23 protein-coding genes are annotated in these 23,343 nt (G+C 62.6%); 9 read left to right on the plus strand and 14 right to left on the minus strand.

From position 1 onward, the window contains the following. Positions 1–22 precede the first annotated feature (22 nt). The 5 genes from D6Z24_RS09915 to ybaK all read right to left on the minus strand — a co-directional run bounded on the left by D6Z24_RS09915 (position 23) and on the right by ybaK (position 5,331). Positions 23–1,459 (minus strand): sigma-54-dependent transcriptional regulator, encoded by a 1,437-nt coding sequence (locus tag D6Z24_RS09915; protein ID WP_129126419.1) that lies wholly within the window; start codon positions 1,457–1,459, stop codon positions 23–25. A gap of 217 nt (positions 1,460–1,676) precedes the next feature. After that, on the minus strand, positions 1,677–2,762 hold the full coding sequence (locus D6Z24_RS09920; RefSeq protein WP_129126420.1) for a two-component system sensor histidine kinase NtrB: 1,086 nt from the start codon (positions 2,760–2,762) through the stop codon (positions 1,677–1,679). Next, entirely contained in the window at positions 2,755–3,720 is a 966-nt protein-coding gene (gene dusB, locus D6Z24_RS09925) for a tRNA dihydrouridine synthase DusB (RefSeq protein WP_129126421.1), read from the minus strand. Before dusB ends, D6Z24_RS09920 begins: the two co-directional genes overlap by 8 nt. Before the next feature lie 280 nt (positions 3,721–4,000). Further along, entirely contained in the window at positions 4,001–4,846 is an 846-nt protein-coding gene (locus tag D6Z24_RS09930; RefSeq protein WP_129126422.1) for an SIR2 family NAD-dependent protein deacylase, read from the minus strand. A gap of 2 nt (positions 4,847–4,848) precedes the next feature. Beyond that, positions 4,849–5,331 (minus strand): Cys-tRNA(Pro) deacylase, encoded by a 483-nt coding sequence (gene ybaK, locus D6Z24_RS09935; RefSeq protein WP_129126423.1) that lies wholly within the window; start codon positions 5,329–5,331, stop codon positions 4,849–4,851. A gap of 162 nt (positions 5,332–5,493) precedes the next feature. Between ybaK and D6Z24_RS09940 the strand changes: the two genes are divergently transcribed. The 9 genes from D6Z24_RS09940 (at position 5,494) to D6Z24_RS09980 (ending at position 13,434) form a co-directional block, all read left to right on the plus strand. Then, positions 5,494–5,865, plus strand: a complete 372-nt coding sequence (locus D6Z24_RS09940) for a response regulator (protein ID WP_281275025.1) — start codon at positions 5,494–5,496, stop codon at positions 5,863–5,865. A 1-nt stretch (position 5,866) separates the two neighbouring features. Further along, positions 5,867–6,379, plus strand: coding sequence for a YkgJ family cysteine cluster protein (locus D6Z24_RS09945; RefSeq protein WP_129126425.1), 513 nt, complete (start codon positions 5,867–5,869; stop codon positions 6,377–6,379). A gap of 217 nt (positions 6,380–6,596) precedes the next feature. After that, the gene (locus tag D6Z24_RS09950) at positions 6,597–6,854 is read left to right on the plus strand and encodes a TIGR03905 family TSCPD domain-containing protein (protein ID WP_129126426.1); all 258 of its coding nucleotides are present in this window, start codon (positions 6,597–6,599) and stop codon (positions 6,852–6,854) included. Between the two features lie 11 nt (positions 6,855–6,865). Next, positions 6,866–7,096, plus strand: coding sequence for a hypothetical protein (locus D6Z24_RS09955; RefSeq protein WP_129126427.1), 231 nt, complete (start codon positions 6,866–6,868; stop codon positions 7,094–7,096). Between the two features lie 302 nt (positions 7,097–7,398). Beyond that, positions 7,399–8,169 (plus strand): enoyl-ACP reductase FabI, encoded by a 771-nt coding sequence (locus tag D6Z24_RS09960; RefSeq protein WP_129126428.1) that lies wholly within the window; start codon positions 7,399–7,401, stop codon positions 8,167–8,169. A 42-nt stretch (positions 8,170–8,211) separates the two neighbouring features. After that, entirely contained in the window at positions 8,212–9,885 is a 1,674-nt protein-coding gene (gene hflX / locus D6Z24_RS09965) for a GTPase HflX (protein ID WP_129126429.1), read from the plus strand. Between the two features lie 45 nt (positions 9,886–9,930). Then, on the plus strand, positions 9,931–10,548 hold the full coding sequence (locus tag D6Z24_RS09970) for a trimeric intracellular cation channel family protein (RefSeq protein WP_129126430.1): 618 nt from the start codon (positions 9,931–9,933) through the stop codon (positions 10,546–10,548). 3 nt (positions 10,549–10,551) lie between these two features. Continuing rightward, the gene (locus D6Z24_RS09975; RefSeq protein ID WP_129126431.1) at positions 10,552–11,007 is read left to right on the plus strand and encodes an NUDIX domain-containing protein; all 456 of its coding nucleotides are present in this window, start codon (positions 10,552–10,554) and stop codon (positions 11,005–11,007) included. Between the two features lie 246 nt (positions 11,008–11,253). After that, on the plus strand, positions 11,254–13,434 hold the full coding sequence (locus D6Z24_RS09980; RefSeq protein WP_129126432.1) for a methyl-accepting chemotaxis protein: 2,181 nt from the start codon (positions 11,254–11,256) through the stop codon (positions 13,432–13,434). Positions 13,435–13,506: 72 nt separating this feature from the next. Here D6Z24_RS09980 and rtcA read toward each other — a convergent pair whose 3' ends face one another. From rtcA to D6Z24_RS10025, 9 genes are all read right to left on the minus strand, one after another. Next, complete coding sequence (rtcA, locus tag D6Z24_RS09985; RefSeq protein WP_129126433.1) at positions 13,507–14,556, minus strand: RNA 3'-terminal phosphate cyclase; 1,050 nt, start codon at positions 14,554–14,556, stop codon at positions 13,507–13,509. Between the two features lie 11 nt (positions 14,557–14,567). Continuing rightward, positions 14,568–15,740, minus strand: a complete 1,173-nt coding sequence (locus tag D6Z24_RS09990) for a 6-phosphofructokinase (RefSeq protein WP_129126434.1) — start codon at positions 15,738–15,740, stop codon at positions 14,568–14,570. A gap of 140 nt (positions 15,741–15,880) precedes the next feature. Continuing rightward, positions 15,881–16,171, minus strand: coding sequence for a hypothetical protein (locus D6Z24_RS09995; protein ID WP_129126435.1), 291 nt, complete (start codon positions 16,169–16,171; stop codon positions 15,881–15,883). Next, positions 16,168–16,635 carry a DUF2889 domain-containing protein gene (locus tag D6Z24_RS10000; protein WP_129126436.1) on the minus strand — a complete coding sequence of 156 codons (468 nt, stop codon included), beginning with the start codon at positions 16,633–16,635 and terminating at the stop codon, positions 16,168–16,170. The genes D6Z24_RS09995 and D6Z24_RS10000 overlap by 4 nt, the downstream gene beginning before the upstream one ends. A gap of 123 nt (positions 16,636–16,758) precedes the next feature. Then, complete coding sequence (locus D6Z24_RS10005) at positions 16,759–17,916, minus strand: acyl-CoA dehydrogenase family protein (RefSeq protein ID WP_129126437.1); 1,158 nt, start codon at positions 17,914–17,916, stop codon at positions 16,759–16,761. A 24-nt stretch (positions 17,917–17,940) separates the two neighbouring features. Beyond that, positions 17,941–18,786 carry a 3-hydroxyacyl-CoA dehydrogenase NAD-binding domain-containing protein gene (locus tag D6Z24_RS10010; RefSeq protein WP_129126438.1) on the minus strand — a complete coding sequence of 282 codons (846 nt, stop codon included), beginning with the start codon at positions 18,784–18,786 and terminating at the stop codon, positions 17,941–17,943. Between the two features lie 13 nt (positions 18,787–18,799). After that, positions 18,800–19,984, minus strand: a complete 1,185-nt coding sequence (locus D6Z24_RS10015) for a thiolase family protein (protein WP_129126439.1) — start codon at positions 19,982–19,984, stop codon at positions 18,800–18,802. Between the two features lie 352 nt (positions 19,985–20,336). Then, positions 20,337–21,506, minus strand: coding sequence for a M24 family metallopeptidase (locus tag D6Z24_RS10020; RefSeq protein ID WP_129126440.1), 1,170 nt, complete (start codon positions 21,504–21,506; stop codon positions 20,337–20,339). Then, positions 21,500–23,119 carry a sensor histidine kinase gene (locus D6Z24_RS10025; RefSeq protein WP_129126441.1) on the minus strand — a complete coding sequence of 540 codons (1,620 nt, stop codon included), beginning with the start codon at positions 23,117–23,119 and terminating at the stop codon, positions 21,500–21,502. The genes D6Z24_RS10020 and D6Z24_RS10025 overlap by 7 nt, the downstream gene beginning before the upstream one ends. Positions 23,120–23,343 lie beyond the last annotated feature (224 nt).

Here is a 23,343-nt window from a genome sequence, read left to right on the forward strand (position 1 = left end):
AGGTTGAGGTTACTCTTTATTCCTAATCCTTGCGCAGTTCGATACCGAGCTCGGTGATCTTCTTTCTCAGGGTGTTGCGGTTTATGCCGAGGATGTCGGCGGCCTTCACCTGGTTGCCGCGCGTCTTCTCCAGCACGAAACGGATCAGCGGGCGCTCCACCTGCTCCAGCACCATGGCGTGCACGTCGCCGCTTTCCATCTTCTCCATGTTGGTGAAACAGGTGCGCAGCTTCAGATCGACGATCCCTTCAAGCGACAGCTCTTCCCCCTTCCCTTCGCTCGGACGGCTCCTGAGCCCCGGGAAATCCGAGGCGACCAGCAGCGGGTCCGGCGAGAGGATCACGGCCCTCTTGATGGTGTTTTCCAGCTCGCGGATGTTGCCGGGCCAGTTGTAGCCGGTGAGAAGCTTTACGGCGTCGGAGGAGCAGCGCTTGAGCGGTGCCTCAAGCTCCGCGCAGATCTTGTTCAGGAAGTACTGCACGAGGAGCGGGATGTCCTCCTTGCGGTCACGCAGCGGCACGAGCTGGATCGGGATCACGTTGAGGCGGTAGTAGAGGTCCTCGCGGAACTGCTTGTTCCGGACGCACTCCTCGAGGTCCTGGTTGGTCGCCGCCACGACGCGCACGTCGACCGGGATGCTCTGGTTGCCGCCGGTCCTGGTGATCTCGCGCTCCTGCAGCACCCTGAGGATCTTCGCCTGCAGGTCGATCGGCATATCGCCGATCTCGTCGAGGAAGATGGTCCCGCCGTTGGCCTGTTCGAACTTGCCGAGCTTGCGCTCGGTGGCGCCGGTGAAGGCCCCTTTCTCGAAACCGAAGAGCTCGCTCTCCAGAAGTTCCTTCGGGATGGCGGCGCAGTTGAGCGGCACGAACGGCTTGCCCAGCCGCTTCGAGTTGTAGTGAATGGCGCGGGCGATGAGTTCCTTGCCGGTCCCCGATTCCCCCTGCACCAGCACGGTGACGTCGGAGGGTGCCACCTTGCCGATGGTCTTGTAGACGTCGCGCATGGCGGGGGAGTTGCCGATGATGGTCTTCTCGAGCTGGTAGCGGTCCGCGAGTTCTTCCTTAAGGAGGGAGACCTGGGAGGTCATCTCGCGGGCCCGGCTCACCTTCTCCACCACCGCGTCGACGACGCTCAGGTCGAAGGGCTTGGTAAGGTAGTCGTAGGCGCCGCGCTTCATCGCCTCGACGGCGTTTTTCATGCTCGCTTCCGCGGTCATGATCACCACCATGAGGTCGGCGCGCTCCTCCTTGACCCGGTCCAAAAGCTCGAGGCCGGTCACTCCGGGCATCTTGATGTCGAGGAGCGCCAGGTCGTAGTTGTTGTCCTTGATGAGCTTGAGCGCCTCGTTGCCGTCCTTTGCGAGCTCGACGTTGAAGCCTTTCTTTTTCAGGGCCTTGGAAAGGACCCAGCGCATGCTCTCTTCGTCATCGGCCACGAGTATGTTGTTGATGGACATGGAAACTCCTAGAAACCGTTCTACGTTCTATGTTCTACGTTCTAAGTTGAAACCTTGAAGCGGCGCTGCTTCAAACTTCGGTAGAGCACAGGACGTTTGAGTATGAAATTGCCGATCTTCGCTCATATGACCAAGGTCCTAAGTCCGTGAGAAGCCTCTTTGCCCCCAACGTAGAACGTAGAACATAGAACGTAGAACAGCCGTTATTGTATGGCCGTTATTGTATGAGCGGCAGCATCACGGTGAAGACGGTGCCGCGCGCGGGATCGGAATCGACCCGGATCATGCCGCGGTGCTCGGAGACGATCTTCTGGCAGATGGCGAGCCCCAGACCGGTCCCCTGCGACTTGGTCGTGAAAAACGGGGTGAACATGTCCTTCAGGACGTCCGGCGGAATGCCGGGGCCGTTGTCGGAGATGTCGATGGCGACCATGCGCGCACGCCGCTCTCCCTTCTGGGTCATGGCGTAGTCGGCAAGGACACGGCTGGTTACCTTCACCACGCCGCCGGTCCCGACGGCCTCCATCGCGTTCTTGATCAGGTTCAGGAAGAGCTGGGTAAGCAGGGACTCGTCGCCCAGAATCGGGGGGATGCTCGGGTCGAAATACTGCTGCAGGTAGAGTTCCTTCCCCTCGCAGGCGTTTTTCTGCAGCAGCACGATGTCGGAGAGCACCCGGTGCAGGTTCACCTTCCCGAGTTTCAGCCGTCCCGGCGAGGCAAGTCCCAGAAGCTCCTCGACGATCAGGTTGACGCGATGCACTTCCTTCAGCATGACCCGCACGTATTCGCGCAGGTCCTCGTTGTCGGGAAACTCCATCTCGAGAAGCTGGGCCGCCCCCTTGATGCCGCCGAGCGGGTTCTTGATCTCGTGGGCAAGTCCCGCGGCCAGGGCCCCCAGGGACGAAAGTCGGTCCGCCTGGCGCACCGCGCTCTCAAGCTCCCTCACGTTGGTCAGGTCACGCAAGAGAACGACGGTGCCGATCCTCTCGCCGCATGAGCTCAAAAGCGGAGAGGTGCTCGTTCCTACCGGGGTCACCCTCCCGGAGCGCTTCAGCACGATGTTCTCATGGTCGGCGACGGACATCCCGGTCGCCACCGTCTTCGCCACCAGTTCGTTCAGGGCGGCGTCATCCTTGAAAATATCGCTGAAGAGGTTCCCCATCGCCTGGCGCTTCGAGACGCCGGCCAGTTCCTCCGCAGCGGGATTCATGAGGGTCACCGCGCCGGTGTTGTCCAGCACGATGACGCCGTCGCCCACGCTGTCGACCACGTTAGCGTAATAGTTCTCCAGCCGCTCAGCCATCAAAGAACTCCTCCATCGCCCCGACAAGTTCGGCAGCGCTTTCGATCCGGTTCACCGCAGCACGGAACTGCGCGGCGCCCGGAAGCCCCTTGGAGTACCACGACAGATGCTTGCGCATCTCCATAAGGGCCACTCTGCCCCCTGCGAACTCGGCGAAGAGTTCAAAGTGCCTGCGTGCCAGCGCGAGCCGTTCCGCCACCGTCGGCGGCGACGGCTCTTCACCGGCCAGAAGTGCGAGTGCCTCGCGAAAGAGCCACGGGTTTCCCATGGCGCCGCGGGCCACCATGACCGCGTCGCAGCCGGTCGTTTCAAGCATGCGGACCACGTCGTCCGCGCTGAAGAGGTCGCCGCTGCCGATCACCGGAATGGTGACGGCGCTTTTAAGCTCGCCGATCTTGTCCCAGTTGGCCGTTCCTTCGAACATCTGTGCCCGGCTTCTAGGGTGCAGGGTGATGGCGTCGCACCCCTCTTCCTGAGCGATCCTGCCGACCTCGAGGAAGGTGTCATCGCCGCAGACCCAGCCGGTGCGGATCTTGATGGTGAAGGGAAGCGCGGTCGCCTTGCGCACGCTTTTCACGATGCGCGCCACCTTGAGCGGGTCCTTCATGAGCGCGCTGCCGGCCCCCGTGCCGACGACCTTCTTGACCGGACACCCCATGTTGATGTCGATCAGCTCGCCGTACCCCTCGACCAGACGCGCGGCCTCGGCCAGCATCTCGGGTTCATCGCCGAAGAGCTGCATCCCGATGGGACGGTCCTCGGGAGTGGTCTTCAACAGTTCGAAACTCTTTTGCCCTTCACGGGTTAGGCCGTTCACGCTGACCATCTCGGTGAAGGTAAGCGAAGCCCCCTCACCGCGCGCGATGATGCGCATGGGAAGGTTGGTGATGCCGGCCATGGGGGCCAGAAATACCCGATTCTTCAAGGTAAGGGAGCCGATGGCCACCGTCTTTTGCATATCTTAAAACTTCCTTGTCTGCCTAAAAAATGTGCATACTAACAACTAAGAATTTAAAACGCAAGGGTTTTTTGTGGCGGGCGTATACGGAAAAAGGAGACTTGAGCGGCAGAAACGAAAAGGATGATCGATTAAGATGAGGGGCCGCCGACGAGAGCAAATCCCCCCTGTCCCCCCTTCGCAAAGGGGGGGACATAACGCCTGCTGCTCCGCTTCGTGGAAACGGTCACCCTGCTTCCCCGGAATTTCCAGAAGAACCTTCACAAAAGGGAAGTAAGGTTCAGACGTCCGCGCAGCTCAGCGCTTGCTCGATACCGGCGAGTCCTTCGAGCGCCCCGCAGGGAAGCGAGAGGTGAGGCCTTTGGATCTGCGGCTCGCGCGGGTTGATGCGGATGACGCGTGCGCCGGAAAGCGCGCCGATCCGCTCGCTCGCGGCACGCACGGTGGGGATCGCGGTACCGGCCCCCAGTTCCACGACGACGATGCGCCTTCCCGATTGGCGGGATAAAAACTGCCGGAAGCGTTCCTGCTGACGTCTCGTGCGCTCCTCTACCCAGGCGTAGTCGCCGAACATGAGGATGTTCGGACGCGCGGCGCTGCCGCAGCGGGGGCAAAGCGGGACGTGGTCCGAGCGCATGGTTGCTGCGTCGATGCGGAACGCCTCGCGGTTGTCCCAGATGCGCTCCGAGCAGGGACGGGTGCACTGCAGGTGGTGGATGGAGCCGTGGAATTCCAGGATGTTCTCTTCGGCAAAGCCCGCCTTCTGGAACTGTCCGTCCACGTTGGAGGTGGCGACGAAGAGATCGAGCCGGTAACGCGCGGCCCATTCGAGGAGCAGTCCGAAACCGGCGTGCGGGACGGTGTCCCGGTAGAGGTTGGTGCGGTGCCCGTAAAAGCCCCACCCGAAGGAGGGATCGTGTTCGAAGTGATCGGGGTTGGCGGCATCGACGAAACTGATGCCGAGACGCTCGTAAAGTGGATAGGCGCGCCAGAAACCGGTGTCGCCCCGGAAATCAGGGAGTCCCGAATCGACTCCCATGCCGGCCCCGGCGGTGACCACCAAGGCCTGGGCAGCGGCGAGCAGCGCGGCACCTTCCTGGAAGGCTGCGGCGAGATCGCCTTTCACGGTTAGATCCCCACCTTTACCGTTACCGGTTTCAGCACCCGCACAAGTTCGGCGGGAGGCATGGAGACGAGGAACCCGCGGTGTCCGCCATTTATATAGATAAGCGGCAGTTCGAGGATCGTCTCCTCGACGTAGACCGGCATCTGCTTCCGGGTTCCGAAGGGGGAGGTTCCCCCTACCATGTACCCGGAATGGCGATTGGCGGTGTCCGGGGTGCACGGAGCGACGCTCTTGGCGCCGATTGCCCGCGCCAGCTCCTTGGTCGAGACCTGGCGATCGCCGTGCATCAGCACGACCAACGGGGCCTTGCTCTCGTCTTCCATGATGAGGGTCTTGATGACGCAGTGTTCCTCCACGCCGAGTTCACGCGCCGAGACGGCGGTGCCCCCCTTCTCTTCGTATTGATACGGGTGCTCGCCGAATGACACCCCGGCCTGCCGCAAAACCCTGATGGCGGCGGTCACCGGCGACTTCACCTTGGCCATGTCGTTCTCCTTCAGCAGATTTGATAGCTTTATTAAAAAAGTCGCTTGCCAGTTCCTAACATACCGGCTATAGATTAATAGCACGTCTCCGCCATCTTAACAACGGGCTAACCAAGGTAACTTACTATGGGAAATGAAACGCGAGCGGCCAAAGTACTTGTAATGGACGACGATGAGATGGTGAGATTCGTCGCGGGCGAAACTCTCAAACGTTACGGGTTTGAAGTCGAGTTCGCCAATGACGGGGCGCAGGCCGTGGAACTGTACCGCGAACGGCACCAGTCCGGTGACGCCTTCGCAGCCGTGATCCTGGATCTCAACATCCCCGGCGGCATGGGGGGGCAGGAGGCGATGAAACTTCTGCTGGACATCGACCCGAACGCCAAGGGGTACGTCTCCAGCGGCCGGACCGACGACCCGGTGATGATGAATTACCAGAGCTTCGGCTTCAGCGGCACCATCGAAAAGCCCTATTTCTACCTGAACAAGCAGCTCATGGAAGATTTCAGCAAGAGCCTGCGCGGCGCCGAGTAGCATGACAGGACTCGAGAACTACCGCGTGCTGGTCGCACGCGTGGACGAGCTATGCGATCGCACCTTCACCGCCCTGGGCGCGCATATCGCCTGCCGCGCCGGATGCGACGCCTGCTGCCGCCATCTCTCCATCTTCGCCGTCGAGGCCGCCGCGCTCAGAGAAGCGCTCCGTGAGCTTCCCCCGGAAAAAGCCGCGCTGATCCACTCGAAGGCCGCACTCTCCGACGAGAACTCCCCTTGCCCGCTGCTCCACGAAGGCCTCTGTCTTCTCTATCACGCACGCCCGATCATCTGCCGCACCCACGGCCTGCCGCTTCTGCTCGAACGCGAAGGCGAGAGGTCGATCGACTTCTGCCCCGAAAACTTCCAGGGGCTGGAAAGCATCCCCGGGAGTGCGGTCATCGACCTGGAGCGGCTTAACACCATGCTTGCTACGGTCAACGCGCTATATTTACAGGAACATCCGGGCCCGGAACGGCTCACCCTTGCCGAAGCGCTCTCTATCCCCGATTGACTTTTCACCAAAGTTAGGCATATATGGCCGGGTGCGCCCCTGGAAGGGGACTGGCTCCGCAGGTGCCTGTCCCCCTCCGCAGCCGGAGTGAAAAATTGTAGCTGCCGACGCCCTCACCCTAACCCTCTCCCAGAGGGAGAGGGTTAGTGGACAAACGCGGGTGCAGATACATCGTCTCAGAGTTTGAATGAAACACTGGAAAAGGAGAGCAACAAAGATGAAGGTTAGCTACAAGACTTCCGGGAGCTGCGCTTCCCGCATAGACATAGAGATCGAAGACGGCGTCATCGTCTCGACCCATTTCGTGGACGGCTGCGCCGGCAACACCCAGGCGGTGGCCGCGCTCGTTCGCGGCATGGCGGTGACCGAGGCCATCGAGCGCCTCAAGGGGATCGCCTGCCAGGGCGACACATCCTGTCCGGACCAGCTCGCCCGGGCTCTGGAGCAAGCACAATGCAGCACCATCCCTTCCTAAACGGGGGTCCTATGGAAATCTTCGGCGGATTCATGATGATGATGAGCATCATCGGCTTCTTCCTGGTCGTGATCTGGTTCATCCTCCCCTTCGTGATCTTCAACATCAAGGGGCGGGTTGACCGCGCCGTCGCCATGCTTGAAGATATGGACCGACGCCTGAAATCGATCGAGCAGTCCGTCAGGGAGACCCGCGAGGTGACCATCGAGAAGGATGAGGATTCGATCAACAGGCAACTGTAGCAGCTGGCGGGCAGTCACTTACCACTCCCAAGGGGACAGGCACCTGCCGGAGCCAGTCCCCGCTTCCCCCCCCCCAACCCTCCCCCTCCGGAACTTCGCCCACCGCAGGGCTTCGCTCCGCAAGCGGGGGAGGGAGCGCACGCACCAAGCCGTGTCCACAGCGGCAACGCTTCCGCCGCGGCTTCCTTAAGAAACGGTCATATCGCTTGCCAACCCCCGCTTTTTTCATTATTATGGGCCGCTATACGTTCGCCCGCAGACTAGAGCAATCTAATCTGCCCGCGATATTGCAAGGAGATTTCATGGGTTTACTGGAAGGGAAAAAGGCGCTCATCTTCGGGGTCGCCAACGACAAAAGCATCGCCTGGGCCACGGCGGAGGCGATGCACCGCGAGGGAGCCGAAATAGCCCTCGCCTACGCGGGCGAAGCGGTCGCCAAAAGGGTGATGCCGCTCGCGGAAAAACTTGAGTGCAAACTGGTTCTTCCCTGCGATGTGCGCAGCGATGAGGAACTTTCCCGCCTGTTCGGCGAGATTCGCGAGGCATGGGGGGGGCTCGACATCCTGGTCCACTCCGTCGCCTTCGCAAACAAGGACGAACTGAAAGGCTCCTTCCTCAACACCACCCGCGAGGGCTTCCAAACCGCGCTCGACGTCAGCACCTACTCGCTGGTCGCCATGGCGCGCGAAGCGGCTCCGCTCATGCAGGGGCGCGACGGCAGCATCGTCGCCATGACCTACTACGGCGCCCAGAAGGTGTTTCCGAGCTACAACGTCATGGGGGTGGCCAAGGCGGCCCTCGAGGCGACGGTGCGCTACTTAGCCGAGGCGATGGGCCCGGAAGGGACCAGGGTGAACGGCGTCTCCGCCGGACCGCTCAGGACGCTCGCCTCCGCCGGCATCGGCGGCTTCGGCCAGATCGCCGGTCACGTCGCGGAAAAAGCGCCGCTTAGGCGCAACATCTCCCAGGAGGAGGTCGGCAACGCCGTCCTTTACCTCGCCAGCCCGCTCGCAAGCGGGGTCACCGGCGAGATCCATTTCGTCGACTGCGGCTACAACATCATCGGACTGTAGCGGAGGCGCGCCATCAAAGGACTGCACGGTAATCTGACAGGACTGAAACCGAGCCAGGTTAAGAGGCTGGAGAGGCTGTACCGCCGCCGGGTCAAGCCGGGCGAGGTGATCTCGCTGGAACTGGCCCGCGAGCTCTCCGACATCTCGCTGGAGATCCGGCGCCAGTTGGCCATCCTCATCAGCCGCATCGGCGAGGTCGCCTATGTGGTGGTCGGGGACGAGCGGGGCATCATGATCCCCGCCCTGGACGAGTACCCGCTCGGCAGAAGGCTTCTGCGCGGGGTGCGCCTCGTGCACACGCACCTCAAGGGCGAAACGCTCACCGACGATGACTTGACCGACCTCTCGCTTTTAAGACTGGACCTGATCGCCGCACTGCAGCTCACCCAGAACGCGGACCGCTTCTCCATCCAGACCGCGGCGCTCACCCCGCCCAACGGCGGCACCCTCCCCTATCACGTGGAGGCCTCGGTCCCCTTCCAGAAGTTCGACCTCGATTTCCGCAGCTTCGTGGAGACCCTGGAACAGACCATGGAGCGCGGTCTGAAGGAAGGAACGGTGGTGGGGACAGGCGAGGAGCGCGGCATCCTCATCTCGGTCACCCAGCGCCCGCTCGAGGAGGCGGTCGACTCCATAGAAGAGCTGAAGGAGCTCGCCCGCACCGCCGGGGTCGGCGTCCTCGATACCGTCATCCAGCGCCCAAAGGAATTCAACCCGCGCTACCTCTTGGGCGAAGGGAAGATCCGCGAGGTGGTCATAAAGGCGCTGCAGTTCGGCGCGACCATGCTCGTCTTCGACCAGGAGCTCTCCCCGACCCAGGTACGCTCCATCTCGGAGCTCACCGAGCTCAAAGTCATCGACCGCAGCCAGCTCATCCTCGACATCTTCGCCCGGCGCGCCACGACGCAGGACGGCAAGGTCCAGGTGGAACTCGCCCAGCTGAAATACCTGATGCCCAGGCTTTCCGGGCGCGGCGTGCAGATGTCGCGGCTCATGGGGGGGATCGGCGGGCGCGGCCCCGGCGAGACCAAGCTGGAGATCGACCGCCGCCGCATCCGCGACCGGATCGCGCACCTCGAGCGCGAGCTGAAGGAGCTCTCCAACGGACGCTACCAGCGGCGCCAGAAACGGGTGAAGGCGGGGATCCCCATCATCTCCATCGTGGGGTACACGAACGCGGGCAAGTCGACCCTGCTGAACACGATGACGAAGAGCGAGGTGTTCACCGAGGACCTGCTCTTCGCCACCCTGGACACCTCATCGCGCCGCCTGCGCTTCCCGATGGACCGCGAGGTGATCATCACCGACACGGTCGGTTTCATAAGGAGCCTCCCCAAGTCGCTCATGGGCGCCTTCAAGGCGACCCTGGAGGAGCTGAAGGACGCGGATCTTCTGATCCATCTCGTCGACTGCTCGAACCCGCGCATGGAGGAACAGATCAACCAGGTGAACACCATCCTGGCCGAGCTGGAATTGAGCCAGAAGCCGATGCTGCTCGTCTTCAACAAGATGGATCTCCTCCCCGAGCTGAAAAAGGGGGATCCCCTCGCCTTCATGAAGGTTCGGCAGCTGACGCGCAAGTACGGCGCGATCACCATAAGCGCCTCGGACCGAAAGAGCCTCGAGCCGCTCATGAAGGAGCTGCAGCACCGTTTCTGGCATGACGTCGAGGACTACCAGGCGCCCAGTCAGCATGACGAGGAGACAGAGGAGTAGCCCCAAGCGCAGCGCCGTTAATTCCGAAGGAGAACCGCTCTTTACATGGACCAGCAAGCGATCATCTACGCCCTCGACCTCCTGGGGACCGTCGCCTTCGCCGCCTCCGGCGCACTTGCCGGCGTGCGCCGGGGCATGGACCTTCTCGGCGTCATCGTCTTAGGCATCGTCACCGCCACCGGCGGCGGCGTCATCCGCGACGTGCTGTTGAACGACACCCCTCCCTTCTGCTTCAAAAACGAACTCTACCTCTATCTCGCCGTCGCCGCCTCGGTGATCGTCTTCATGACCCCCACGAGCTTCGAGAAGATGAACCGGGCCATGCTCCTTCTGGACGCACTCGGTCTTGGCACCTTCCTCGTCATCGGCACATCCAAGGCGCTCCATTTCAACCTGGGGCTCATGGGTGCGATCATCATGGGGGTCATGACGGCGACCTGCGGCGGGCTCGTGCGCGACACCCTGAGCAACGAAATCCCGCTCATCCTGCAGCGCGAGATCTACGCTTCGGCCTGCGTTGTGGGGGGCGCCCTCTTCTATTTCCTGCACCACACCGCCGTCCCCACTCCCGTAAACCTGACCGTCTCGGCCCTCACCGTGATCGCCATCAGGGTAACCGCCATCGTCAAAGGTTGGCAGTTGCCGCGCGGACAAGCGCTCTAGCCGGTGGCCAAGCGAAGCGCCGGACTGATCATGTACCGCGTCCGCGAAGGAAAGGCGGAACTGCTCCTCGTGCACCCCGGCGGTCCGTTCTGGGCGAAAAAGGACACGGGCGCCTGGTGCATCCCCAAAGGTGAGTACCCGGAAGGAGAAGCCCCCCTTGAGGCGGCGCGACGCGAATTCCTCGAGGAAACCGGACTGGAGGCAACGGGACCGTTTCTTGAACTTTCCGAGATCAAACAGGCGGGGGGGAAACTGGTGAAGGCATGGGCTTTCGCCGGGGACTGCGATCCGGAATCAATCATCAGCAACACCTTCACCATGGAGTGGCCGCCCCGCTCCGGAAAAGAAGCCACCTTCCCCGAGGTCGACCGCGCAGGCTGGTTCGACTTCGCCGCCGCAAGAGAGAAAATCCTTCCCAGCCAGCTCCCCCTGATCGACCAGCTCGCCGCCCTCATCTGACCCCATTTCTGTTCAAGCCGTTGCAGTTACTCTCATAAAACAAGGACCGTCTGAAATAAAACCGCTTCTCTTCATCGCTTGCACATTTTTTCCTTACTTATTTTATCGTATACACTCAAGTCTCCGACAATACGGACGATAGGTGTAGGCAGCTCATCACTCAGAGCGTTTCTATTGCCATAGAAACCCGGTCGGGTTTTACTCCGGACAGCGCAAATACACGAAAAAGTAAAACAGGAGAAAGGCATGAAGATCCAGGACATGAAGATCGGTGTACGACTGAGCGTGGGTTTCGGCATCATCCTTCTGCTGCTTCTTGCCATCGGCGCCATCAGCGTCTTCGGCATGCTCAGGATGGACAACAATATGGAAACCATCGTGAAGAAGGACTATGGCAAGATCAAACTGGCCAACGAGGCCTCGAAGAACGTTACCGCCATCGTCTCCAGCATCCAGAGCATGGTCCTCGCTTCCGACCCGGCCGCGCGACGCGAGGAGAACAAGAAAATCGAGCTCACCCGGCAACAATACAAAACGGCGATGGACCAGTTGGAAAAGCTGGAACAGACCGAGCAGGGAAAGGCGCTGATCGCGAAGGCCAAGCAGTCGCTCGACAACGCCCGCAAGGCGAACAACCAGGCGATCGACCTCGCCATGGCGGGGGACACGACCCGCGCGGCGGCGACCTTCGACAAGGAGGGAGCGCCCCTTTGCGCAGCGATACAGAGCGCCTTCAACGAGCTGGTGAAATACCAGGAACAGGGGATCGACGATCGCTACCTCGCTGCGGTCAAGGTTTCCTCCAGTGCCCGCACCTTCGCCGTTTCGCTCGCCTTCCTCGCCATCGCCATCGGCAGCCTGATCGCCTTCTGTATCACCCGCAGCATAAGCCGCCCGGTGAGCGCCCTTTCGGCCTGTGCCGACCGCCTTGCGCTCGGTGATGTCGAGGTGGTGATCGACACCGAGGGCAAAGACGAGATCGCCACGCTGGCGCGCTCCTTCAAGAACATGGCGGACAACATAAAGGAGGCGTCCCTAGCTGCCGAAAGGGTGGCGCACGGCGACCTCACCGTCCAGGTCAGCCAGAAGTCGGAGCACGACCTGATGGGCAAGAACCTCTCGGTCATGATCGCCACCATCGGCAGGCTGAGCGGAGCGATGAACGAGCTGATCCAGGCGGTACGCGAAGGGAAACTGGCGGCTCGCGGCGACGCGGCCCAATTCCAGGGGGCGTGGGGCGAGCTCATCGCCGGGCAGAACCGGCTCATAGAGGCGTTCGTCCAGCCGATCGACGTCACCTCCCGGAACCTGGAGCGCATCTCCAAGGGGGATATCCCCGAGAAGATCACCGAGACCTACTACGGCGACTTCAACGACATCAAGAACAGCCTGAACCTCCTGATCGACGCGAACAACGACGCCACCAGGCTCGCCCGCGAGATCGCCGACGGCAACCTTCTCCTCGAGGTGAAGCAGCGCTCGGAGAACGACGGGCTGATGCAGGCGCTCTCCAACATGGTGCAGAACCTGACCCGGGTGGTGCGCGACGTGAAGCAGGCGGCGGACAACGTGACTACCGGCAGCCAGGAGTTGAGCGCAACCTCGGAGCAGATGTCGCAGGGGGCAAGCGAGCAGGCGGCGAGCGCCGAGGAGGCGAGCGCGTCGATGGAGCAGATGACCTCTAACATCCGGCAGAACGCGGACAACTCGATGCAGACCGAGAAGATAGCGGTGAAATCGGCCGGCGACGCGAACGAAAGCGGCAAGGCGGTGGAAAGGACGGTCGCTGCCATGAAGGAAATCGCGTCCAAGACCTCGATCATCGAGGAGATCGCACGTCAGACGAACCTGCTCGCGCTGAACGCGGCCATCGAGGCGGCGCGGGCCGGCGAGCACGGCAAGGGGTTCGCGGTGGTGGCAAGCGAGGTGAGAAAGCTCGCCGAGCGCAGTCAGAAGGCGGCCGGGGAGATCGGCGATCTGTCCCTCACCTCGGTGGAGGTGGCCGAGCACGCCGGGAACCTGCTGCAGGCGCTCGTACCCGATATCCACAGGACCGCGGAACTGGTGCAGGAGATCTCGGCTGCGTGCAAGGAGCAGGACTCCGGAGCCGAGCAGATAAACCGCGCCATCCAGCAACTGGACCAGGTGATCCAGCAAAACGCCGGCGCCTCCGAGGAGATGGCGTCGACCGCGGAAGAACTCGCCTCCCAGGCGGAACAGCTGCAGACTACCATCGCCTTCTTCAAGGTGGGCGCGGGGGGAGAACAGCAGGTCAGAAGGCCGGCGGCCGCAAAGCAGCAGACGTCGCGGAAGGAGAACACCCAGAAGCTCACGCACGCAGGCATCCAGGTGCGTGAGTACCCGGGGGTAAGCCTCGATATGGCGGCCAACGAGAGCCTGCTGCAGGCGGGGTTCGAGAGGTACTAGGGTAGAATCTGCGAGAAATCTTCGCCGGATGAGAACAAAAGTTAAGGCGGCCGCGAGGCCGCCTTTTCTCGTTCAATCTCCCGGGAGTGTCGGGGTGATGGTCACCGTCCCGGGTTCCCCCTCGCGGCCGTCGATGCTGCTTGAAAGCTCCAGGAAGAGCCCGGCGACGCTCAGGTTGGTGGTGAGGTGTCTGGTGATGCGCGAGGTGCGGAAAACCGACCTGCCGCGGGCACGGGCGAGGTAGATGACGAGTTGGTCGGCCAGGTGCGGGTCGACGGGCGCCCCGTTTTCGTGGTGTGCCAGAAACTCCAGCGCGGCCTCGCTCCCAACCTGCTCCGCCGGCTTGCCCCGCTCTCCGAGCGCGGTGAAGCCGGCGGTGCCACGCTCGTACTTCCCCTTGATGAAGATGAAGGTCCCCTGCCCGAACACCTGCGGCTCGATTACCTCGATGTCCATGGGGATGCCACGTTCCACCTTCCCGCGCATGACCAAAAGTGCTGACTGAAGCTGCCGCTCCGCGATGCTCCTCGGAAGGTTTCCAACCGCCGAGACGATACGGATGCCGGTGAGTCGTCCTCTTTCCATAGAGGTCACGGGAGCCGGTTCCCCCTCCGGTTCAACGGTGCAGCCGATCCGCCCTCCCCCTTTGGGATAGAATCCGAAGGAGCGGGATATCGGCTCGCCCCTGACGCCTAACGCCTCTATGGAAGGCCAGAATACCTCGGAGAAATAGTGCCAGGAAGGGCTGAAGGGGACGTGAGTGCCGCCGGTCACCATGACGCGGCTCGACTTTCGTGCCGAGGCGAGCGGCGGGATCAAGGTCTGCAGCACCAGGGTCGCCGCTCCCGCCGTCCCAATGTCGAAGCTGTATTCGCCCGGCGCGATGCCGTCGGGAAGGAAGCTGAGCTCGGGAGAGCCCAGGCGGTCACCGGCTACGTTGGCGGAGGTGATGCGTGCCGCCGCCTGCACCGCCATAAGGTGCTGGCGCATGAGGCCCGACTTCTCGCGGTTCTTCCTTATGTTGAAGATGCGAAAGCCCTGGCCGGTCAGACAGGCAAGGCTCAGCGCGCTCCTGAGCACCTGCCCTCCCCCTTCGCCCATACTCCCGTCGATCTCGATCATCACGCACCTTCTCAGTAAAGGAACATCGGCTTGCCCAAAACGTGCCGCACCTTGGGGCGATACTCCGTGGTGTCGTACAGCTCCGCCACGTCCACCCGCTTCTCTCCCTGCATGATGGTGCTGATCGGGATGTGGCGGTAGGTCCCACCCTGCATGGCGACCATGCGCCCGGACATCCCCTCGCCGATCAGATCCATGGTCATGTTGGCGTAGTTGTAGGCGACCATGAGGTCGAGGGAGTCCGGCGCCCCGCTGCGCATGAGATAAGAGAGCTGCTGGTAGATGATGTGGGAGCCTGTTAGTTTTTTCACCGCCTCGCTCACCACGACGCCGATCCCGCCGAGCTTCTTGTGGCCGTAGGCATCCTCCTGGCCGTACTCGACGATCTGTCCCCCCACCATGGAGGCCCCTTCCGAGATGGTCACCATGGCGTAGTTGCTCCGGTTCCCCTTCTTGTCCTCCTGCAAAAGCGCCGAGAGCCGCTCGACATCGAAGGGGACCTCGGAGATGAGCGCACGGTCCACGCCGGCCAGGTATGCCGAGATGAGCGAGGTCTCGCCTGAATTGCGCCCGAAGAGCTCGACCACGGCGATGCGCTCGTGTGAACCGGCGCTCGTGCGCAGGTTGTGGATGAAGTTGACGCTCCTGGTCACCGCGGTGGAAAAGCCGATGCAGTAGTCGGTGCCGAAGACGTCGTTGTCCATGGTCTTCGGTATCGCCACGATGGGAACCCCCTCGCGGTTAAGCCGTTCGGCGTAGCTCAAGGTGTCGTCCCCACCGATCGGGATCAGCGCATCGATCCCCAGGTGCTCGAGGTTTTTCAGGACGTGGCCGGTGAAGTCGTGGTGGCCGGGCGCAGAGGGGTCGAAGTCGGCGCCCCGCAGGAAATCGGGGACGTCGGCCGTCGCCACCTTGCCGGGGTTCGTGCGGCTCGTATGCAGGAAAGTGCCGCCGGTGCGGTCGACGGTGCGCACCTCCTGGCGGTCAAGCGGGAGGATCGTCTTTTCCCACGACTCGGGATCCTCGCGGTCGTAGGCCAAAAGGCCGCCCCAGCCGCGCCGGATGCCGATGACACGGTACCCCTTTTCCGAGGCCCGTGTCACCAGGGTCTTCAGCGCCGGGTTGAGTCCCGGGACGTCGCCGCCGCCGGTCAGTACGCCTAACGTCTTCTGCCTGTCTCCCATGGCTCGCTCCTTTAATGATCACGGTTAAAAAACCTTCACATTGTACAGGAGCGGGATTCCTAATCAAGAACCCGATTATGGAAAAGGGGACTGGCTCCGCAGGTGCCTGTCCCCCTTTCGACGTTGCCGGCTACGGCTAGTCATGTGGTGAGGTAGTAAGTGATCTCGTTGTGCCCGACCAGGAGTTCGAGTCCGAGCAGGGACGGTGATGCGCAGGGGGCGGCGCCGTAGCGCTCGAGAAGTTCCCGGGCGTGGCGGGTGCACTCCGGTGTGAAAAAGAGCTCCACCCCCTCTTCCGATTCCCGGCGGAAAAGGGCCATGGTGCGCGGACCGCCCGCGGCGCGGAAGGCCGCCGTGAAATCTTCCTTCACCCGGGCGAGCACCCCGGCGGCAGCCTCGTCCGGCAAAAGCGTCAGCAGGTACCAGTTCATGCGGCGTCCCCTTTGCGCCCGGCGGGAGGGGTCACGTAGCCGGCGCAGGTGCCGACCAGTTTCTCGTGTATGGCATCCATCATCTCGCTCTCGTCGGTCACCCCGGCGGCAGCGCCCAGGTTGAGGGCCAGCGGAAGCAGCCCCATGAGGACGGTGCGCAGGTTGCCGCAGCCGCGCGAGCCGCCAAGGACGTCGGAGAGCTTGCGCTGCAGACCGCGGCCTATGACGAAACCGTTTAAACCGGCCATCTTCGCCGTCGCGTTGCAGCAGTCGCACGTCGGGGACTTGCGGAACTCGGCCCACGCCGAGAGTATCTTCAGGGTCGCCACCTCGACCTTCACCTCGATGACCAGGTCGTGAAAGCGGTCTTTCATGGTTGCGGCAAGCAGCGCCGTGCCGTCGTTTTGTTTAAGCAAGCGGTAGGAGATGTCCCGCTGGAAATCCTCCATGGGGTTGAGCTGCATGTATTTGCCCTTTATGCGCGAGTAATTTGGGGCCGAAGCACTCCGGCGCCGTCCGGGAGTTTCGCTGCTTGGGCGGTAGAAGTCAAGGGAAACGTGGCGCGGGGTGACGCGACCAGCAAGGCGTCAGGAGAGGCCGTCCAGGATGGCGCGGGAGATGATGAGGCGCTGGATCTCGCTCGTCCCCTCGTAGATCGAGGTGACCCGGACGTCGCGGGCGTAGCGCTCGACGGGGAAGTCCCCCAGATACCCGTAGCCGCCGAGCATCTGCACCGCCTTGTAGCAGGCCCTGTTGGCGGCTTCGGTGGCGTAGAGCTTCGCCATGGATGCCTCTTTCGCGAAACTCCTTCCCGCCTCCTTGCGGTAGGCGGCCTGCATGAGCAGAAGGCGCGCGGCCTCGAGTTCCGTATAGGCGTCGGCGATCATGAAGCGGATCCCTTCGAATTTGGTGATCTTCTGGCCGAACTGGGACCTCTGAGCCGCGTACGAGGTGGCAAAATCCATCGCGGCGAGGCCGATGCCGAGGGCGAGCGACCCGATGCCGATGCGCCCGCCGGCGAGTTCCCCCACCGCCACCTTAAAGCCCCGGTTCAGCTCGCCCAACAGGGCGGACGCCGGTATCCTGCATGCCTCGAAGGTGACGCTGCAGGTGGCGGAGGCGCGCTGGCCACTTTTATCCTCTTCTCGCCCGATGATGAGCCCCGGGGTCCCCGGTTCCACGAGGAAACAGCTGATCCCTTCACCCCTTTGGGCGTCACGGTCGGTGACCGCCCATACCACGAAGACACCGGCGTAGGGGGCGCTGGTGATGAAGGCCTTGGTGCCGTCGAGGATGAAGTGGTCGCCGTCGCGGCGCGCGGTGGTCGACATGGCGGCAGGGTCGGACCCGGCGCCGGGCTCGGTGAGGGCGAAGCTCGCGGCGGTGCAGTCGCCTGTGCAGATGCAGGGGATGTAGCGTTCCTTCTGCTCCTCAGACCCGATCGCCTCGATAACCTCGCAGACCATGTTGTTGACCGAGACGGTGACCGCGGTCGAGGCGCAGGCGCGTGCGATCTCGGTCATGGCGACGGAAAAGGCGACGGAGCCCGCCTCGGAACCGCCGTAGGCGGCCGATACGTCAAGCCCCATGAAGCCCAGTCGGGCCAGTTTCTTCAGGTTTTCGACGAAGGCGGGACGGTCCCCCTCCCGATCGAGCCTGGCCGCCATGGGGGCCAGTTCGGCGGCGGCGAAGGCGCGAGCCGTGTCGCGGATGAGCCGCTGTTCTTCGGTGAGGTCGAGAAACATGGATGCTCCGTTGGAGGGAGGTATCTAGTAGCTGTAAAAGCCCCGGCCGGACTTGCGGCCGAGGTAGCCCGCGTCGACCATCTGCACGAGCAGGGGGCAGGGGCGGTATTTGGGATCCTTGAAGCCGTCGTAGAGCACCTTGCAGATCGCGAGCACGGTATCGAGCCCTATGAAGTCGGCAAGCTGCAGCGGCCCCATCGGCTGGTTCGTGCCGAGCTTCATGCCGCGGTCGATGTCCTCCGCCTTTGCGATCCCCTCGTAAAGCGCGAAGGCGGCCTCGTTGATCATCGGGATGAGGATGCGGTTCACGATGAAGCCGGGGTAGTCCATGGAGGTTGCCATCTCCTTCCCGAGGAAGGCGACCGCCTCCGCAACGGCCTGGAAGGTCTCCTCGCTGGTGGCGATGCCGCGGATCACCTCGACCAGGGTCATGACCGGCACGGGATTCATGAAGTGCATGCCGATGACGCGGTCCGGCCGGGAGGTTGCCGCGGCGATTCTCGTGATGGAGATGGAGGAGGTGTTGGAGGCGAGGATGGCGTGCTCGGGGGCGATGCCGTCCAGGGTGCGGAAGAGCCCCAGCTTGAGCGGCTCGTTTTCGGTGGCCGCTTCGACGATCAGGTCGCAGGCGACGAACTCATCCGGCGAGGAAGCGACCGTGATGCGTGCCAGGATCTCGTCGATTCCGGCGTCGAAGACGACCCCCTTCTTCGCCTGGCGCTCGAGGTTCTGCGCGATGGTTGCAACCCCTTTGGCCGCCTGCGCCGGGACGGGATCATAGGCGATGACCCGGCAGCCGTTTTGGGCGAAGACGTGCGCTATGCCGCTTCCCATCTGGCCGATGCCAGCCACCCCCACCGTCTTGAACATGCTCCCCTCCGCCCTACACCCTCTCGAAAATGGCAGCCACCGCCTCGCCGCCGCCGATGCAGAGCGAGGCAAGCCCGTAACGCTTGCCGCTTTTTTGCAGCTCGCGCACCAGGGTCGCGGCGAGCCTCGCGCCGCTTGCCCCGATGGGATGCCCGAGGGCGCAGGCACCGCCGTTCACGTTCACCTTCTTCATGTCGAGCCCAAGCTCACGGATCGCGATCAACGGCACGGCGGCAAAGGCCTCGTTGATCTCGAAAAGATCAATCTCGTCCGGGTCGATCCCGGCGCGCGCGCAAACCGCCTTGATGGCGCCGACCGGCGCGTCGGTGTACTGGTCGGGATGCATGCTGCAGGTGGCATACGCGACGAGGCGCGCCTTCGCTCTCAACCGGTAACGCTCGACCGCCTCGGCACCGGCCAAAAGCGCGAAGGCCGCACCGTCGTTGATGGTCGAGGCGTTCCCGGCGGTGATGGTGGCGCCTTCACGGCCGAAGGCGGGTTTGAGGTCGGCGATCCTCGCTATGTCGACCCGGAACGGCTCCTCGTCCTCGCTCACCGTTTCCCTGCCGTGGCCGTGCTTTCCCTTCTTCACCACCGGCACGATCTCGTCGGCGAAGATCCCCTCGGAAACCGCCTCCTGGGCCAGCTGGTAAGAGCGCAGCGCGAACTCGTCCTGCGCCTCGCGCCCGAGGGCGTGCCGCTTGACCGCCTCCTCGGCGATCTCCCCCATATGACGCCCCGAGTAGGGGTCCTGGAGCCCATCGTACAGCATCAAATCGAGCAGTTGCCCGTGCCCCATCCGGTAACCGTAACGGGCCTTTTTCAGGGCGAAGGGTGCCTGCGACATGCTCTCCATGCCACCGGCTATGGCCACCTCTGCGTCGCCCAGCATGATGGAGCCGGCCGCCAGCATGATCGCCTTCAGACCGCTGCCGCACACCTTGTTGATGGTCATGGCGTGGGTGCTGTCGGGAATCCCCGCCCTGCGCATCGCCTGCCGTGCCGGGGCCTGTCCGCACCCGCCGGCGAGGACCTGCCCGGCAATGACCTCGTCCACGGCCGCCGCCTCCAGGGCGCTGCGCTCGAGAAGCGCCTGCATTACCGTCCCCGCCAGGGCAGGCGCCTCCAGCTCGGAGAGAACTCCTCCGAAGGAACCGAACGGCGTCCTCAACGCCTCGACGACAAACACCTCTCTCATGCCCCCTCCCCACGCGTCTGTTACTCTGTGTCCGGGCTCTCAAGACAGTCACAGGAGAAATAAATCTACAATGTTTTTGCTATAACGCCAGCACCTCATGCAGGAAAGGGAATCTCAATTAGTCATTATCTTCCGTCACATAACGTCCACATCCCCTCTCCCTCTGGGAGAGGGCAAGGGTGAGGGCGTCAGCAGCTGCAGTTTCTCACTTCGAGACAACGCCCTCACCCCCCTTCGCATAAAAAAAGCTACGGGGGGCAGGCCCGCCCAGCAGAATGTGGCGGACAGTAAATAAAGAAAAAGGGCAACGCTTTGACTGTTGCCCTTTCCCGTCTCCTTAACAGTAACAAGCTCAGAGATAGACGATGTCGTCCGGCAGGTCGCTCAGCTTCTCCCCCCCTTTTTCGGTGACGGCAAAGGTGTTCTCTATGCCGATCACCCCCTTGCCGGGGAAGACGAACTTCGGCTCTATGGCGAGGGTCTGTCCCACCTGCAGCGGGACCTTGAACCCCTGGGCGAGCACCGGGAATTCGTCCAGCTCCAAGCCGACGCCGTGGCCGACAAAGCGGGCGTTCTCACCCGGCGCCCCCATGAAATGCTCGGCGAGCCCTGCGTCGGTAGCCATCTCCAGGGCCTTCAGGAAGAGCTCCTCGCAGATGGCGCCGGGCTTCAGGTTTTGCGCCAGGTAATCCTGGATGGCGACGGCTACCCCGAAGGCGTGCTCCAGCTCCGGGTCGAGCTTTCCGATCACGAAAAAGCGGGTCATGTCGATGATGTAACCGTTGAAGACCGCGGTGTAGTCGATCAGGATGGGCGCATCGGCGGGGATTAGAGCGGCGGACGCCCCGTGGGGCGAGGCGGCGGACATCCCCTGGCCGGTGACGGCGCCGTCGAAGAAGCCGGTATCGCCCGCCGTTGCGGAGGAGACGGCAAGCCCCTGGAAGAGCTCCTGGTTGAAGGCGCGCATCCTTACATACCCCTCCCCGCCCGCCTTTCTCAGCCGGTACTCGAACTCGGCGGCGAGATCCACCTCGCGCATCCCTTCCTTAAGAAACTGCGGCACGGCACGGAAGACCTGCCCGAGCTCGACGCCGCAGTGCCGGATCTGATCCAGCTCCCAGGCCGATTTCACGGAGCGTATCTCGCGGTTCACCGCGGAGACATCCACGAACTCGCGTCCCGGAAGCAGCTTCTGGTAATACTGGTACTGCTGCACCGGCGCCACGTCGAAGGTGAAACCGATCTTTTTCACTTCATCGCCAAACTCGCCGGGAAATTCCTTGCTGGAGGGAAAGGGCCTGGTGTCGTCGATGCAGCTCTCGGCCTTGGCCCGTGTGTAGCTCTTGCGCACGAAAAGGCGCGGCTCACCCGAAGCGGGGACCCAGAGGGTCGAGTTCTGCCTGGTGCCGGAAAAGTAATAGACGTCTATCGGGTAGATGAAGAGCGCCCCGTCCATCCCTTTTGCCTGCAACTCCCGCTGCAGCCGCCCTATCCTCTCCTTTGCTTCCTGCCTTGTCAGCATGCCTGTCCCCCGTTTTGGTTTTGCTGGTCCCCCAGCGTGAAGAAGAAGGTCGCGCCCTCTCCCGGCTGCGCCTCGGCCCATATCTGGCCGCCGTGACGCTGGATGACGCGCTGCACGCTCGCAAGGCCGATGCCGGTTCCCTTGAAGTCGTCGGCATCATGCAGGCGCTGGAATGGCTTGAAAAGCTGCGCGGCCTTCCCCATGTCGAATCCCGCGCCGTTGTCGCGTATGAAGAAAACGTCCTTCCCCTGCGAACGATCGACGCCGATCTCGATGCAGCTTTGCTCCTTCTTCGCCGAATACTTCCATGCGTTGCCGAGAAGGTTGTCGAGCACCACGCGGATGAGCTGGGCATCGGCCTGTGCCGTCATCGACGGCTCCACAAGGCAGCTGATGCGTCGCTGCGGGTCGGACAGCCTCAACTCGGCCAGGATCTCCTCGGCAAGGCCGGTCACGTCCACCGTTTCGCGCTGCAGCGTGCCGCAGTAGCGGCGCGAGAAGTTGAGCAAGGTGTCGATCAGGTGGTTCATCTTGATGCTGCCGTTCAGGATCTCCTGGACGTAGTCGCGGCACTGCGGGTCGAGGTTCCCTCCGAAGAGTTCGAGGATGATCTGGCTGTAGCCGTTGATGGCGGTCAAAGGACGCCTGAGGTCGTGGGAAACGGTGTAGTTGAAGGCCTCCAGTTCCTCGTTGGCGGTCTCAAGTTCGAGGGCGCGCGCGGATAGGTGCGTGTGCAGCACCTCGATCTCCTCCGCGGTCTGCTTTCTGCGGGTGACGTCGGATATCATGGCGAAGGAACCGCCGAATACCCCGTTGCCGTCATGAATCGGTTTCGCGGAGACGCTGGCCCATACCCTGGAGCCGTCCTTGCGGACGAAGATGGTCTCGTAATGCTCGGCAATCCCTTGCTCGCGGCTTTTCTGGCGCGCCGCGGTCTCGTCGTGCAGCGCCTCGTCGACGAACTCGAGGAAGGGATGACCGATCACCTCGGAAATCTCGCGCCCGAGCATGTCGGCAAACTGCTGGTTGATATAGCTGAGCCGGCCGTTGCAGTCGGCGGCGACGATCGCCTCCTGCGAGGTCTCGACGATCATTCTAAAGCGAGCCTCGTTCTCCTTAAGCGCCTGCTTCGCCTTCTTCCATTCGGTTACATCCGTCATCACCGCCAGCGATCTCACGATCTCTCCGGCAGCGTCGCGCTCGGCCGAAGCGGAGAGCAGCACCTCGATGATCTCACCACTCTTGCTGACCACCTGGTACTCCACGTTGCGGCACGACCCGGTACGGAAGAATTCCGGCAACACCTCTTCCAACGCGTAGCGCCGAGATTGCGGGGTGAGGAAGTCGCTCGAACGGCGCCCGACGACCTCGTCCCGAGAATACCCCAGCACCTCCGTCCAGTGGTTGCTGACGTCGAGCAGGAGACCGTTTCTGTCGATGGAATGCAGCATCACCGGCGTCTCGTTGTAGAGATGGCGAAAGCGCCGCTCGCTGTCGGACAGGCGGTGCAGCTCGCTTTTTTGTTCGTCGCAAAGCCGGCGCAATCCCGCGTTCTCCGCCTGCAGTCGGGCAAGCTCGTTGCGAAGGTCTTCTGTCAGTACGTCTTCTTGCATGTCCGCTCCATGAGGCGCCTGCGCCCCCGTGAGACGTTGTTTACGATGTATACGGGGAGCTTGTCAACTGAATTCCGCCTGCAAGAAACCACACCAGTCTACGCGGCAAACGTTTGATACCATTAAACTTATGCGGGCATCATCATATTTCCGACATGCAGCGCAACGCCCCCTTTATTTCCGCGGCAAAGTCTGTTATGGTACCTCCGCCCTTTACGTATACG

This window comes from Geomonas oryzae (assembly GCF_004117875.1).
GTDB lineage: Bacteria > Desulfobacterota > Desulfuromonadia > Geobacterales > Geobacteraceae > Geomonas > Geomonas oryzae.

Bases quoted from the DNA above. Each gene is read 5' to 3' on its own strand.
- D6Z24_RS09915 (WP_129126419.1), bottom strand. From the start codon at position 1,459: ATGTCCATCAACAACATACTCGTGGCCGATGACGAAGAGAGCATGCGC.
- D6Z24_RS09920 (WP_129126420.1), bottom strand. From the start codon at position 2,762: ATGGCTGAGCGGCTGGAGAACTATTACGCTAACGTGGTCGACAGCGTG.
- dusB (WP_129126421.1), bottom strand. From the start codon at position 3,720: ATGCAAAAGACGGTGGCCATCGGCTCCCTTACCTTGAAGAATCGGGTA.
- ybaK (WP_129126423.1), bottom strand. From the start codon at position 5,331: ATGGCCAAGGTGAAGTCGCCGGTGACCGCCGCCATCAGGGTTTTGCGG.
- D6Z24_RS09940 (WP_281275025.1), top strand. From the start codon at position 5,494: ATGGACGACGATGAGATGGTGAGATTCGTCGCGGGCGAAACTCTCAAA.
- D6Z24_RS09945 (WP_129126425.1), top strand. From the start codon at position 5,867: ATGACAGGACTCGAGAACTACCGCGTGCTGGTCGCACGCGTGGACGAG.
- D6Z24_RS09950 (WP_129126426.1), top strand. From the start codon at position 6,597: ATGAAGGTTAGCTACAAGACTTCCGGGAGCTGCGCTTCCCGCATAGAC.
- D6Z24_RS09955 (WP_129126427.1), top strand. From the start codon at position 6,866: ATGGAAATCTTCGGCGGATTCATGATGATGATGAGCATCATCGGCTTC.
- D6Z24_RS09960 (WP_129126428.1), top strand. From the start codon at position 7,399: ATGGGTTTACTGGAAGGGAAAAAGGCGCTCATCTTCGGGGTCGCCAAC.
- D6Z24_RS09970 (WP_129126430.1), top strand. From the start codon at position 9,931: ATGGACCAGCAAGCGATCATCTACGCCCTCGACCTCCTGGGGACCGTC.
- D6Z24_RS09980 (WP_129126432.1), top strand. From the start codon at position 11,254: ATGAAGATCCAGGACATGAAGATCGGTGTACGACTGAGCGTGGGTTTC.
- rtcA (WP_129126433.1), bottom strand. From the start codon at position 14,556: ATGATCGAGATCGACGGGAGTATGGGCGAAGGGGGAGGGCAGGTGCTC.
- D6Z24_RS09990 (WP_129126434.1), bottom strand. From the start codon at position 15,740: ATGGGAGACAGGCAGAAGACGTTAGGCGTACTGACCGGCGGCGGCGAC.
- D6Z24_RS09995 (WP_129126435.1), bottom strand. From the start codon at position 16,171: ATGAACTGGTACCTGCTGACGCTTTTGCCGGACGAGGCTGCCGCCGGG.
- D6Z24_RS10000 (WP_129126436.1), bottom strand. From the start codon at position 16,635: ATGCAGCTCAACCCCATGGAGGATTTCCAGCGGGACATCTCCTACCGC.
- D6Z24_RS10005 (WP_129126437.1), bottom strand. From the start codon at position 17,916: ATGTTTCTCGACCTCACCGAAGAACAGCGGCTCATCCGCGACACGGCT.
- D6Z24_RS10010 (WP_129126438.1), bottom strand. From the start codon at position 18,786: ATGTTCAAGACGGTGGGGGTGGCTGGCATCGGCCAGATGGGAAGCGGC.
- D6Z24_RS10015 (WP_129126439.1), bottom strand. From the start codon at position 19,984: ATGAGAGAGGTGTTTGTCGTCGAGGCGTTGAGGACGCCGTTCGGTTCC.
- D6Z24_RS10020 (WP_129126440.1), bottom strand. From the start codon at position 21,506: ATGCTGACAAGGCAGGAAGCAAAGGAGAGGATAGGGCGGCTGCAGCGG.
- D6Z24_RS10025 (WP_129126441.1), bottom strand. From the start codon at position 23,119: ATGCAAGAAGACGTACTGACAGAAGACCTTCGCAACGAGCTTGCCCGA.